The following is a 12,797-nucleotide window of genomic DNA, read 5'->3' as shown; positions in this document are numbered from 1 at the left end:
TAATGACTTTAAAAAATACGTTTTTTACGCCTGTTTTTATCATACTGTTATATTTCCAGCCCACGTTTGCTTGGGCTGCAAACCAACTCGACAGTGTGCGTATTTGGGCTGCCCCTGAATCCACTCGAGTGGTATTTGACCTAACTCAAGCCCCTAAATATGACAGTTTCAGTTTAACAGGCCCGCATCGTTTAGTGGTTGATATTCAAGACTCGGGCGCAAAAGTCAACTTAGATAGCATTGCTAATAACAGCAAAATCATCAAAAAAATTCGATTTAGTACACCGCCTAAAAAAGGCATGTTGCGCTTAGTGATGGATTTGACTCAGCCCGTAAAATCCAATTTATTTACTCTCCCTCCAACTGCACCTTATGGCAATCGCTTAGTGGTCGATTTAGAAGATGCCGCTGGTGGTTCATCTAATGTGCAGCAGTCAGTGAGTCGCTCTGCAAATCCGTCTTCTCGAAATATTGTTGTGGCGATCGACGCAGGTCATGGTGGCGAAGATCCTGGATCAATTGGCCCTTCAGGGATGTATGAAAAACGAGTTGTGCTCGAAATTGCTAAACGATTGGCGCGCAAAGTTGATGCCACGCCAGGTATGCGCTCGGTGATGACTCGCAGTGGTGACTACTTCGTTAATTTAAACAAACGATCAGAGTTGGCTCGTAACAGCAAAGCAGACTTATTAATATCAATTCATGCCGATGCATTTACCTCTCCGCAACCTCGTGGAGCATCGGTGTGGGTGTTGTCGATGCGCCGTGCAAACAGTGAAATTGGTCGTTGGCTAGAGCAAAAAGAAAAACATTCAGAGTTATTAGGTGGTGCTGGTGAAATTATTCAAAATACTGACAGCGAGCAATACCTAGCAATGACACTATTGGATATGTCGATGAACAGCTCAATGGCGATTAGCCATTCTGTTGCTGGTGACATATTACGCGATCTAGATTCAATTACTCATCTGCACAAGCGTAAACCAGAATCGGCCAGTTTTGCAGTACTTAAGTCTCCAGACATTCCCTCAATCTTGGTTGAAACTGGCTTCATTTCAAACCCAAGTGAAGAGCGCTTGTTGGCTAACGGTAACCATCAAGAAAAACTGGCGAGTGCCATTTATAAAGGTGTATTGCGTTATTTTGAAAACAATGCCCCTGCTGACACATTAATGGCTAAAACCTCCAATACTAAGCACAGTGTTAAACGGGGTGAATCTCTGTCAATTATTGCCCAACGTTATAGTGTGTCAGTCAGAAGCCTTAAACAAGCTAATAACTTAAAGTCAGATGTTGTTCGTATTGGGCAAACACTTGTGATCCCAAGGGCTTAATATGGCAATTGAGTTGCTACCCCCACAACTAGCAAACCAAATCGCCGCAGGTGAGGTTGTAGAGCGCCCAGCTTCAGTGGTGAAAGAGTTAGTGGAAAATAGCTTAGATGCAGGAGCAACACGGGTTGAGATTGATATTGATAAAGGCGGCAGTAAACTTATTCGTATACGTGATAACGGTATGGGGATTGCCAAAGATGAACTCGCACTTGCTTTGTCACGTCATGCAACCTCAAAAGTACATAGCTTAGACGACCTAGAGGCGATTTTAAGCTTTGGGTTTCGTGGTGAAGCGCTTGCCAGTATTAGTTCGGTATCGCGTTTAACGTTAACTTCTAAGACCGCTGAACAATCTGAAGCTTGGCAAGCGTATGCGGAAGGTTCACAGATGGATGTTAAAGTGACCCCTGCAGCGCACCCGCAAGGGTCGACGATTGAAGTGGTCGATTTGTTCTTTAATACGCCCGCAAGACGTCGATTTTTAAAAAGTGATAAAACAGAATTTACCCATATAGATGAGTGGTTAAAACGCATCGCAATGGCGCGCAGCGATATCCATTTTGCGTTGACCCACAATGGCAAACTAGTGCGCCAATATCGTCCAGCCAATACAGATATCCAAACGCAGCAACGGCTAGCGCAAATTTGTGGTCGCGCATTTGCGGAGCAAGCATTGCGTATTAATTGTGAGCATGATGGGTTATCACTAAGCGGCTATTTACAATCACCAAACGACTCGGTGTTAACAGACACGAGCTTTTTTTATGTTAATGGTCGCTTAGTGCGCGACAGATTAGTTAACCATGCGGTGAAGCAGGCCTTTGCTGAACACGGAATAGACCACCAACCTGGTTATGTGTTGATGCTAGCACTAGACCCACATCAAGTGGATGTTAATGTGCATCCGGCCAAGCATGAGGTGAGGTTTCATCAGTCTCGTTATGTACATGATTTTATTTTACAGGCAATACAATCAGCATTAGTGCAAATGCCTGAATTAAGCTTTCCTGAGTGCTCTGAAGCTGAAATTGACTATGTTGAGTCTCATTCTTCTGCCGTTGCTGATAACAACGTTCAGCAAGGCGACACTGTTGCTGTAAAAAACGATTTATGGACCCCAAGCCCTCCATCACGTGCGGTAAATAGTAGTAGTCAGTATGGATCAATGCATGTGCCGGGCAAAAACAATAACTCGTTTGGGGGATCTTCAGCTGCAATTAAGCCTAGTTATGGTACAAAGCCTGCAATACCTACTCAATCAGGTGTGACAAAAACTGCCATAGAAAATTATGGCCAATTGTTACACACGCACACCGAAAGTAGAGAGACGCAACTGAATGAAGTGAGCGTGCAAATTAGCATGCCGCCATTATTAGATGCCGCGCATTGGGTGATTTGCCAAGATGACAAATTATCTCTTTTGCCATTTAAAACCGTTTTACTTGCAGTGCGTAAGGCAGAAATCTTGGCTAAATTAGCGAATGGATTGGTGTCGCAACCATTATTAATGCCCGTGTCTATTGCGGCCGATCCTGATTGGCATGAAACGTTATCCAACCGTGATCAATTATTACGGCAAATCGGTATTGAACTAACAATTCGCTATCAGCAGTTGATAATTAAAAAAGTGCCCCCATATTTGAGGGAAAGCCAATTGGCAATTGTCATCCCTGAGTTGCTGCACTGGATTGCATTAGAGCAACCTAACAATATGGCCATCGCGGGTTGGTTAGCAAAACAAAGTTTGGTGCAATTTGAGTCAGCTCAAACCATTTGGCAGCAATTTTGTTGTTTAGATGAGAGCACACAGCAAACTATTTATGCCCAGGCAACTGAATTACCTTGGCAAACTTGGATGAAAGATAATTAACGTGAACAATATCAACAGGCCAAAAGTGATATTTTTGATGGGGCCTACGGCTTCAGGCAAAACGGCATTAGCCATCGATATGGCAACGCAACATAATTGCGAAATTATTTCAGTTGATTCAGCGTTAATTTATCGCGGTATGGATGTGGGGTCAGCAAAGCCAACGGCACAAGAATTAGCCATTGCGCCACATCGCTTAATTGATATTCTCGACCCTAGCGAAAGTTATTCTGCCGCTGATTTTCGTCGAGATGCCCTCACAGCAATAGCAGAGATTATTGCCCGAGGTAACACACCGCTTCTTGTGGGTGGTACTATGATGTATTTTAAGGCATTGTTAGATGGTTTATCGCCTTTACCGAGTGCCAATGAGACCATAAGACAACAAATATTGTTGCAGGCAGAAACGCAAGGGTGGGAATCATTACACCAAGAGTTATGTGAAATTGATCCGGTTGCCGGACAACGTATTCACCCAAACGATCCGCAGCGTTTATCGCGGGCGTTGGAGGTTTATCGCATCAGCGGCAAGACAATGACTGAGTTAACGCAAACAAAGTCAGCAGCTTTGCCTTATGATGTTGTGCAATTTGCGATTGCACCCAACGATAGAAAAGTGTTACATGAGTTAATCGCAAAGCGTTTTAACATCATGTTAGAACAAGGTTTTATCGATGAAGTTGCTACGTTAAAAGCGCGTGGAGATTTACATTTAGATATGCCATCGATGCGCTGTGTAGGGTATAGGCAGTGCTGGCAGTACCTTGATAATGAATTTGATCATGCGACTATGGTCGAAAAAGCTACCGCAGCCACTAGGCAATTGGCCAAACGTCAATTAACATGGTTGAGGAGTTGGCCTGATTTACAGTGGCTTGAAAGTGGTGTAGAAGGGAATTTAGTTACGCTTATGCGACAAAGCCGCTAGCTTATTAGCCGTTGCTGTATAATACTAAAACTAAACAATAAAACTTAATTCAACATATTTTAAAATAAAAAAGGAAATTGAAAATGGCTAAGGGGCAATCTTTACAAGACCCATTTTTGAACGCATTGCGTCGAGAGCGTGTACCAGTCTCTATCTATTTAGTGAATGGTATTAAGTTACAGGGCCAAGTTGAATCGTTTGATCAATTTGTCATCCTGCTTAAAAATACAGTGAGCCAAATGGTTTACAAGCACGCCATTTCAACAGTAGTACCAGCACGCCCATTTAATGTCTCTGGTCATCAGGGGTCTACCCAAGGTGAAGACAGCGCTGCTGAATAATTTGATAAGGAATATACTTTTTGTTTGATCGTTATGAAGCGGGTGAAACAGCGGTACTGGTTCATATCGACTTTGCTGACGAAGAACGTCGAGAAGATTTGCTTGAGTTACAGTTATTAGTTGAGTCTGCTGGTGCTCGCTCTGTAGGTGTGATTACTGGCAGTAGGCGTTCTCCTGATCGTAAGTTTTTTATCGGTACAGGTAAAGCGGATGAACTGGCTGCAATGGTTGCAGCAACTGAAGCTAATGTGGTGATATTTAATCATGCACTTAGCCCTGCTCAAGAACGTAATCTTGAAATGGTTTGTCAATGTCGAGTACTCGATAGAACCACGCTTATTTTGGATATTTTTGCCCAAAGGGCAAGAACCCATGAAGGTAAATTGCAAGTGGAGCTAGCGCAACTGCGCCACATGTCAACACGCCTAATTCGTGGTTGGACACATTTAGAAAGGCAAAAAGGTGGTATCGGGATGCGCGGGCCGGGTGAAACCCAGCTTGAAACGGATCGTCGTTTATTACGTGGGCGCATTAAAAACATTAATCGCCGACTTGAAAAAGTAGACAAACAACGTGAACAAAGCCGCCGTGCGCGTAAACGCAGCGATTTAGCGACAGTGTCGTTAGTGGGTTACACCAATGCCGGAAAATCGACATTGTTTAATGCGTTAACCTCATCTGAAGTTTATGCGGCAGACCAGTTGTTTGCGACTTTAGACCCGACTTTACGTAAATTAGCCCTACCAGACGGTGCTGTGATTTTAGCGGACACCGTAGGATTTATTCGTCATTTACCGCATGACTTAGTGGCCGCGTTTAAAGCCACATTGCAAGAAACCCGACAAGCAGAGATATTACTGCACGTGGTTGATTGTGCCGATGAAAACATGACAGAAAATTTTGACCAAGTGCAAAGCGTACTGGAAGAAATTGACGCTGATGAAATCACACAATTAGTTGTATGTAACAAAATTGATTTGCTTGAAGATTTTGCGCCTCGTATTGACTATAACGAAGACGGAAAGCCTGAACGTGTATGGGTATCTGCACAAAAACGTATTGGATTTGATTTGCTGCTCAAAGCCATAACCGAACTTATCGGCGAGGTTATTTGTGAGCTTACATTGAAAATACCTGCATCCGCAGGACATTATCTTGGCCAGTTTTATCGACTGGATGCAATACAGCAGAAAGACTATGACGATCTGGGGAACTGTATTTTATCTGTTCGTTTATCGGATGCCGATTGGCGCCGATTAGCTAAACAGAGTCAGGGGGAATTAGAGGCATTTATTTTTGAACCTTCAGAAGTAGACGTCACTTGTTAATCTCATTTATTTCATCCAATTATGGAGTGCTAAATGGCTTGGAATGAGCCCGGTAACAAGGGTAATAAAGACCCTTGGGGAAATAAAGGTGGTAACGATAAAGGGCCACCGGATCTCGATGAAGTTTTTCGTAACTTATCAAAACGTTTTGGTGGCAAAGGCGGTAACTCCGCATCTGGCCAACCATTTAATTCATCTTTATTGATTGTTATAGCCGTTATTGCCCTCATCATTTGGGGTTTATCTGGGCTGTATACAGTTAAAGAGGCTGAGCGCGGTGTGTTACTTCGTTTTGGTCAACATATTGGTGAAGTGAGTTCTGGGTTACACTGGAAAGCCACGTTTATCGATGAAGTGTATACCGTTGACGTAGAAACGTTCCGTTCAATTCCTGCTTCTGGCAGCATGCTGACATCTGACGAAAACGTCGTCAAAGTTGAATTAGTTGTTCAGTACAGTGTTTCTGACGCTTATTCTTACTTGTTCAGTGCTGTAGAAGCGAATGAAAGTTTACGAGAAGCAACCGACAGTGCGTTACGTTATGTGATTGGTCACAATCGCATGGACGATATTTTAACGACCGGTCGTGATGCCATTCGCCGTGATACTTGGAAAGAGTTAGAGCGTATTATTGAGCCTTACAAACTAGGCCTACAAATTCGTGACGTTAACTTTTTGCCAGCTCGTCCTCCTGAAGAAGTAAAAGATGCGTTTGATGACGCTATCTCTGCACAGGAAGATGAACAGCGCTTTATTCGTGAAGCCGAAGCTTATGCCCGTGAAATTGAACCGAAAGCTCGTGGTCAAGTTGAACGTATGGCACAACAAGCTAACGCCTATAAAGAACGCGAAGTATTAGAAGCACAAGGTAAAGTTGCTCGTTTTGAAAAACTATTACCTGAGTATAATGCTGCGCCAGGCGTCACTCGTAATCGTTTATATTTAGATGCGATGCAAGCGGTGATGTCTGACACAAATAAAGTGTTAATTGATGCTAAAAATAACGGTAACTTGATGTATTTGCCTCTAGATAAGCTAATGGATGCGTCTAAATCTTCGCGTCAAATCGCTGAACCAGAAGCTGAACGTCATATTAACTCAGTATCAAGCACCGGCGTGAACACACCTATTACCAGTATGTCGTCTGATGGACGTCTCAGCCGCGAAGAACGTATTCGCCAAGGGAGGAACTAACCATGGGTAGATTTGCTCTGATCATCTTAGTGGTCGTATTAGGGGTTGGTTTTTCATCTTTAATGGTGGTTAACGAGGGTGAGCGCGCGATTGTGTCTCGATTCGGTAAAGTCCTTAAAGAAGACGAAGTCACTAAAGTGTTTACTCCAGGCTTACATTTTAAAATACCCGTTGTTGATAAAGTTCGTTATCTTGACGCACGTATTCAAACGTTAGACGGTGCAGCCGATCGTTTTGTGACTTCTGAAAAGAAAGACTTGATGGTTGATTCGTACGTTAAGTGGCGTATTCGTGATTTTGAAAAGTATTATCTTTCAACTAATGGTGGTATTAAAGCCAATGCTGAAAGCTTATTACAAGCTAAAATTAACAACGATTTACGTACCGAGTTTGGTCGTCGTACGATTAAAGAAATCGTATCGGGTAAGCGTGATGAGTTGCAAACCGATGCATTACAAAATGCATCAGAAAGTGCTGAAAACTTAGGTATTGAAGTGGTTGATGTGCGGGTTAAGCAAATTAACTTACCTGCTAACGTCAGTAACAGTATTTACCAACGTATGCGTGCTGAACGTCAAGCTGTGGCGAAAGAGCACCGCGCACAAGGTAAAGAACAAGCTGAAATTATTCGCGCAACAATCGATGCTAATGTGACGGTTAAAGTGGCAGAAGCTGAGCGTAAAGCGTTAACCATCCGTGGTGAAGGTGATGCTCTGGCTGCGAAAATTTATGCTGATGCTTATAGCAAAGAACCTGAGTTCTACAGCTTCTTACGCAGCTTAGAAGCTTACAAAGAAAGTTTTGCTGGCAAAAATGATGTGATGGTATTAGAGCCTGAAGGTGATTTCTTCAAATACATGAAATCAGCTAACGGTAAATAAGCAACCAACTAACGCAGATGCCAAACCTTAAAAAAGCTCGGTTAACACCGGGCTTTTTCGCATCTGTCATTCCAGCACTGTGTTCAAGAAAGTTGTTCTTCTCTAGTCATACCAAACCCCATTACGGCTTCAAATGACTTTGATGTAGAATGACTACACCTGCAGTCATTTTCATTGTACTGGGTCTAGTGACGCAGCCTAAAATAGAACACATTCTAATAAGGATTGGTATAAATAGTATATATCGGCTATTTTTGCAGCGAATTGTATATAAGTAGTTGATTAGATATAGCAATAAAATGTTTTTTTGCATGACTTAATCGTATTTCGATTGTTAAAAAGACGCTGATTTATATGCCTTTTTGAAAAAAATGTTAATATCCTCAACTTAGATGTGTGTTTTCACTATGATCTGGCTCTAATTTTTCGCTATAATGAGCACCGCCTCAAACTATGATTTTAGCGTTTCCATTGTGGTTCGCTAAAGTATTGAAATATAAAAATTCCAACACCCTCTGGGAGATAAGTGGATGAGCAATGCGCCAGTCGATACCGGACGTCGCAGATTCCTGACAGCCGCAACCGCCGTAGTAGGTGGTGCTGGTGCCGTCGCTGTAGCGGTTCCTTTCATCAAGTCATGGAATCCGAGCGCCAAGGCGAAAGCTGCAGGTGCGCCGGTCGAAGTAAACATTAGTAAAGTAGAGCCAGGTCAGTTAATTCGTGTCGAATGGCGCGGAAAACCGGTTTGGGTCGTTCGTCGTACAGAAGCTGTACTAGAGAATCTTAAATCTTTAGACGGTCAATTACGTGATCCTGCTTCTGAAGAAATGCAGCAACCAGAGTATGCTACTAATCCAGCACGTTCTATTAAGCCTGAATTCTTTATTGCGGTCGGTATCTGTACTCACCTAGGTTGTTCACCTACTTATTTACCTGATTCATTCGGTGAACAGGTTGAAGGAGTAACATCTGGGTTCTTCTGTCCTTGTCATGGTTCTAAATTTGACATGGCCGGTCGTGTGTTTCAGGGTGTGCCTGCACCATTGAACCTTGTGATCCCGCCACACAAATATATCGATGACGCTACCGTGCTTATCGGTGAAGACACAGGAGCGGCGTAATGGTTAAGAACATTATTGATTGGATTGATGCGCGCATCCCAATGACGGCCACTTATAACCGTCACGTGGGTCAATATGCGACACCAAAGAACTTCAACTTTTGGTATTTCTTTGGCTCATTAGCGCTTTTAGTGTTAGTTAACCAACTACTTACTGGTATTTGGTTAACCATGAATTACGTACCAACAGCTGAAGGCGCGTTTGCTTCAGTTGAATACATCATGCGTGATGTTGAGTACGGTTGGTTGCTACGTTATATGCACTCAACGGGAGCATCGGCGTTTTTCTTTGTTATCTATATGCACATGTTCCGTGGTTTGATCTACGGTTCTTATCAAAAACCAAGGGAGCTATTATGGCTGTTTGGTATGTTGATTTTCCTTGTGCTAATGGCTGAAGCATTTATGGGTTACCTATTACCTTGGGGACAAATGTCTTACTGGGGTGCACAGGTAATTATCTCTTTGTTTGGTGCTATCCCTGTTATTGGTGATGACCTTACATTATGGATCCGTGGTGACTATGTTATTTCGGGTGCAACGTTGAACCGTTTCTTCGCATTACACGTTATTGCGCTACCTCTTGTATTGGTTGTATTGGTGTTCTTACACTTAATCGCACTACATGAAGTGGGCTCAAATAACCCTGATGGTGTTGAGATTAAAAAGAACAAAGATGAGAACGGATGGCCTATCGATGGTATTCCATTCCACCCTTATTACACCGTAAAAGACATCATGGGTGTAGCGGGCTTCTTAATCGTGTTCTGTTATGTATTGTTCTTCATGCCTGAGGGCGGTGGGTACTTCCTTGAAAAGCCAAACTTTGAAGCGGCTAACCCAATGAAGACGCCAGAACATATTGCACCGGTTTGGTACTTCACACCTTTCTATGCCATTTTACGTGCTATCCCAGATAAGTTGTTGGGTGTAATTGGTATGGGTCTGTCTATTGCAGTGTTATTTATTCTGCCATGGCTTGATCGTTGTAAAGTGAAGTCTATTCGCTACCGCAGCATGATCCATAAGATCAACATTGCACAATTTACTGTGTCGTTCATTATCCTTGGTTATTTAGGTGTGGTTCCTGCTACTCCTGAGCTAACAATTGCGGCACGTATTTTCACTTTCACTTACTTTGGTTTCTTCGTAGCCCTATGGGTTTACAGTAAAAATGAGAAAACAAAAGAAGTACCAACGAGGGTGACACACTAATGAAAAAGTTATTAATTGCATTAGTTACTTTGTTGCCATCTTTGGCGATGGCAGCAAGTGGGCATAATGTTCACTTAGAAAGCGCTAACGTTGACTTACATGACAAAGAGTCTTTAGAGCGTGGCTTGGGTTTATTCCAACAATACTGTTCAGGTTGTCACAGCACTCAATATCAGCGTTATGAACGTGTTGCTAATGATATCGGTATTTCAATCGATGATATGCGTAGCAAATACATTCTTAACGATGCCAAAATCGGCGATTTAATGGAAAATGCAATTCCTACCGCCGATGCCGCAAAATGGTTTGGTGCAGCGCCTCCAGATTTAACGCTGGTTGCTCGTGTACGTGGTGAAGACTGGGTATATTCGTACCTTAAAGGTTTTTATGCTGATGAGACTCGTCCATTTGGCGTAAACAACACTGTGTTCCCATTAGTGGGTATGCCACACGTATTACAAGACTTACAAGGTCTTGCAGTAAAACAAGAAGACGACACTTTTGTTACCACTGGTGGCAAAATGACGGCTGAAGAGTATGACCAAGCGGTTCGTGATATCACGGGTTTCTTAGTGTATTCAGCTGAACCTGTACAATTAGAGCGTAAAGCTTTAGGTATGTGGGTGCTTGGATTCTTGTTTATTTTCTTCATCATTGCGTATTTGTTGAAGAAAGAGTACTGGAAAGATGTACACTAGCTATCAATAACGGTTATTATACATTATCCGCATATTGTAAACGGGGGGCTTAGCCCCTCGTTTGTTTTGTTTTTTTTAGATTCTGGAGGGTATCAATGGCTGTTGCTGCCAACAAGCGCTCTATCATGACACTTTTTTCTGGTGCCGATGATTTATATAGTCACCAAGTACGTATCGTATTGGCTGAAAAAGGGGTTACTGTTGATGTTTTACAAGTTGACCCAAGTGAAATGCCTGAAGATTTGCTTGAAGTTAATCCGTACAACTCAGTACCGACTTTAGTTGATCGTGAATTAGTGTTGTACGAATCGCGTATTATTATGGAGTATTTGGACGAGCGTTTTCCGCATCCTCCACTAATGCCTGTATACCCAGTATCTCGCGGTCAAAGCCGTTTGATGATGCACAGAATCGATACCGACTGGTATGCGCTTGTTGAGCGTATCCGTAACGGTGACAAAGCTGATGCAGCGCGTAAAGAGTTAACCGAAAGCTTAGTTGCTTTAGCACCTGTATTTGCTGAAATGCCTTATTTTATGAGCGAAGAGTTTGGTCTATCTGACTGCTACTTAGGCCCATTATTATGGCGTTTACCTGTATTAGGGATTAACTTAGATCCTCGTACAGCAAAAGAAATTAATGCTTACATGACACGTATTTTTGAACGTGAATCATTTAAAGCATCATTAACTGAGGCTGAGCGCGAAATGCGCATGGGCATGTAATGAAACCAATAACACCTAATCGTCCGTATTTATTGCGCGCTTACTATGAATGGTTGATGGATAACCATTTAACGCCGCATGTTGTCGTGGACGCTTTTGTTAAAGGTACCCAAGTTCCACAGCAATTTGTTAAAGACGGCCAAATCGTATTAAACATTGCAACTGGAGCTGTGGCCAATCTTCACATGACAAACGATGCAGTAGAGTTTAACGCACGTTTTGGCGGCGTACCGCAAAACGTATTTTTACCTATGGCTTCAATCGTTGCTATTTATGCCCGTGAAAACGGGGCGGGCACGGTGTTTGATATGGAAGATGCTTACATGATCGAAGATGAACATGATGAGCTTTCATCAGTGCCTTCATCTATGAAGTCAGTTGAAGAACCTTCAACAACGCCTGAGACGACTAAGTCGACCAGTTCTGACGACAAAGCTAAACGCAGAAGTCACCTAACGGTAGTGAAGTAATTAACAACCGTTAGGACATAAAACCAGTCGCAAGGCTGGTTTTTTTTAAGCTAAAAAAAGCTTGTGAGATCGAAAATGTTATTGATGATTGATAATTATGATTCATTTACGTTTAATCTTGTTCAGTATTTTCAAACACTCGGACAGGAGATTGTTGTTCAACGTAATGACGAAATCACGGTTGCGCAAATTGAAGCATTAGCGCCAAGTCATATAGTGATATCACCAGGTCCCTGTACTCCAAACGAAGCGGGAGTCTCGCTGGCGGCCATTGCTCACTTTGCGGGTAAAATACCCATTTTAGGTGTGTGTTTAGGTCATCAAGCTATCGCACAAGTGTTTGGGGCCAAGGTTATTCGAGCAAAACGTGTTATGCATGGTAAAACCAGTTTGATTGAACATCATCAACAAGGGCTCTTTGCCGCACTAGCACTTCCTCTTCAGGTGACTCGTTATCATTCTTTACTGATAGACGATGTTCCGCCAGGGTTTCAACTTGATGCTTGGTTTGATGACCCCGTGCACGGTCGTGAAATTATGGCCATGAGTAACAGCACGCTCAATTTATACAGTGTGCAGTTTCATCCAGAATCGATTTTAACCCAGCAAGGGCATGAGTTACTGGCTAACTTTTTACGTGTTTAATGCTATCAAAATCGTATTTTATGTTACAACTTCAGTCCTTCACCACCG

At 42.7% G+C, this 12,797-nt stretch carries 13 protein-coding genes; all 13 read left to right on the top strand.

Annotated elements, in window-relative coordinates:
• The first annotated feature begins 2 nt into the window (after positions 1-2).
• On the top strand, positions 3-1,334 hold the full coding sequence (locus PQR79_RS11735) for an N-acetylmuramoyl-L-alanine amidase (RefSeq protein ID WP_238106563.1): 1,332 nt from the start codon (positions 3-5) through the stop codon (positions 1,332-1,334).
• A gap of 1 nt (position 1,335) precedes the next feature.
• Entirely contained in the window at positions 1,336-3,204 is a 1,869-nt protein-coding gene (gene mutL / locus PQR79_RS11730; RefSeq protein WP_238106564.1) for a DNA mismatch repair endonuclease MutL, read from the top strand.
• A 1-nt stretch (position 3,205) separates the two neighbouring features.
• Positions 3,206-4,132 carry a tRNA (adenosine(37)-N6)-dimethylallyltransferase MiaA gene (gene miaA / locus PQR79_RS11725; RefSeq protein ID WP_238106565.1) on the top strand — a complete coding sequence of 309 codons (927 nt, stop codon included), beginning with the start codon at positions 3,206-3,208 and terminating at the stop codon, positions 4,130-4,132.
• A gap of 83 nt (positions 4,133-4,215) precedes the next feature.
• Positions 4,216-4,473: an RNA chaperone Hfq gene (gene hfq, locus PQR79_RS11720; RefSeq protein WP_238106566.1), complete on the top strand. Its 258-nt coding sequence runs from the start codon at positions 4,216-4,218 to the stop codon at positions 4,471-4,473.
• Positions 4,474-4,493: 20 nt separating this feature from the next.
• Positions 4,494-5,801, top strand: a complete 1,308-nt coding sequence (gene hflX / locus PQR79_RS11715; RefSeq protein ID WP_238106567.1) for a ribosome rescue GTPase HflX — start codon at positions 4,494-4,496, stop codon at positions 5,799-5,801.
• A gap of 33 nt (positions 5,802-5,834) precedes the next feature.
• Entirely contained in the window at positions 5,835-6,995 is a 1,161-nt protein-coding gene (gene hflK / locus PQR79_RS11710) for an FtsH protease activity modulator HflK (RefSeq protein ID WP_238106568.1), read from the top strand.
• A 2-nt stretch (positions 6,996-6,997) separates the two neighbouring features.
• Positions 6,998-7,876 (top strand): protease modulator HflC, encoded by an 879-nt coding sequence (gene hflC, locus PQR79_RS11705; RefSeq protein WP_238106569.1) that lies wholly within the window; start codon positions 6,998-7,000, stop codon positions 7,874-7,876.
• 530 nt (positions 7,877-8,406) lie between these two features.
• Entirely contained in the window at positions 8,407-8,997 is a 591-nt protein-coding gene (gene petA, locus PQR79_RS11700; protein ID WP_238106570.1) for a ubiquinol-cytochrome c reductase iron-sulfur subunit, read from the top strand.
• Positions 8,997-10,211: a cytochrome b gene (locus PQR79_RS11695; RefSeq protein ID WP_238106571.1), complete on the top strand. Its 1,215-nt coding sequence runs from the start codon at positions 8,997-8,999 to the stop codon at positions 10,209-10,211. Before petA ends, PQR79_RS11695 begins: the two co-directional genes overlap by 1 nt.
• Complete coding sequence (locus tag PQR79_RS11690) at positions 10,211-10,909, top strand: cytochrome c1 (RefSeq protein WP_238106572.1); 699 nt, start codon at positions 10,211-10,213, stop codon at positions 10,907-10,909. Before PQR79_RS11695 ends, PQR79_RS11690 begins: the two co-directional genes overlap by 1 nt.
• Before the next feature lie 95 nt (positions 10,910-11,004).
• Complete coding sequence (gene sspA, locus PQR79_RS11685; RefSeq protein ID WP_238106573.1) at positions 11,005-11,634, top strand: stringent starvation protein SspA; 630 nt, start codon at positions 11,005-11,007, stop codon at positions 11,632-11,634.
• Positions 11,634-12,104, top strand: a complete 471-nt coding sequence (locus PQR79_RS11680) for a ClpXP protease specificity-enhancing factor (RefSeq protein ID WP_188736471.1) — start codon at positions 11,634-11,636, stop codon at positions 12,102-12,104. The genes sspA and PQR79_RS11680 overlap by 1 nt, the downstream gene beginning before the upstream one ends.
• A gap of 75 nt (positions 12,105-12,179) precedes the next feature.
• Entirely contained in the window at positions 12,180-12,749 is a 570-nt protein-coding gene (locus PQR79_RS11675) for an anthranilate synthase component II (protein ID WP_238106574.1), read from the top strand.
• The last annotated feature ends 48 nt before the right edge of the window (positions 12,750-12,797 follow it).

It is taken from the genome of Shewanella metallivivens, from assembly GCF_028750675.1.
Taxonomy (GTDB): Bacteria; Pseudomonadota; Gammaproteobacteria; order Enterobacterales; family Shewanellaceae; genus Shewanella; species Shewanella metallivivens.
The sequence above is the reverse complement of the archived record's forward strand: the minus strand, read 5'-3'. Positions and strand labels throughout refer to the sequence as shown.